Consider the following 572-nt stretch of genomic DNA (forward strand, 5'->3'; position numbering starts at 1 on the left):
GGGTTCGTAATAATTTTCATCAATACCGACCTCCTGTTTAATCAAATGATTAGTTGGTACATGTTTATAAAGCATCGATGTGCTTTAAGAAATATAGTGTTCTTCCCCTGATTTTTAAACGAAGCAATCATCATCCCTGTTTTTCCAGACGCTCAAATACAAAATCCACGTGGCCCGATAGTTTCTGAATAACGACGGTATGATCACCGCCTTCCTGAACGGCAACCAAAAGGTCTAAAATAATACCCATGAAGCCGTAATTCAATTCTTCGGCGGCGATTCTCAGATCAGTATCATCCCGTATCTTTCCCTTTGCCGCCATGGTCCTCAGTATTGCCTCGTAGTAATCCGCCGGTTCTTTCAGCATGAATTCCTTGACAAAGTTTCTGGCCTTTTGATTTATATACTGTTCCATCAATATGATCAGGGCCATTTTATCGATTCTGGAGGTCCTGTTCTTAACATATTTGATGAATAGCAGCCTGAAAATCTCCCGGGGCGCCATAAATTCGATTTCATACTCAAGTTCTTTTTGATCCGGCTTTTGGGCCTGCATTCCTTCCTGAAAACAG

At 41.4% G+C, this 572-nt stretch carries 1 protein-coding gene; it reads right to left on the minus strand.

Features of this window, described 5'->3' with window-relative positions:
• Positions 1 to 130 precede the first annotated feature (130 nt).
• A partial coding sequence (locus B3W37_RS16835; protein WP_483176505.1) for a hypothetical protein occupies positions 131 to 572 on the minus strand: 442 nt, incomplete at its 5' end.

The sequence above is a fragment of the Syntrophomonas sp. UBA5494 genome (assembly GCF_002426325.1).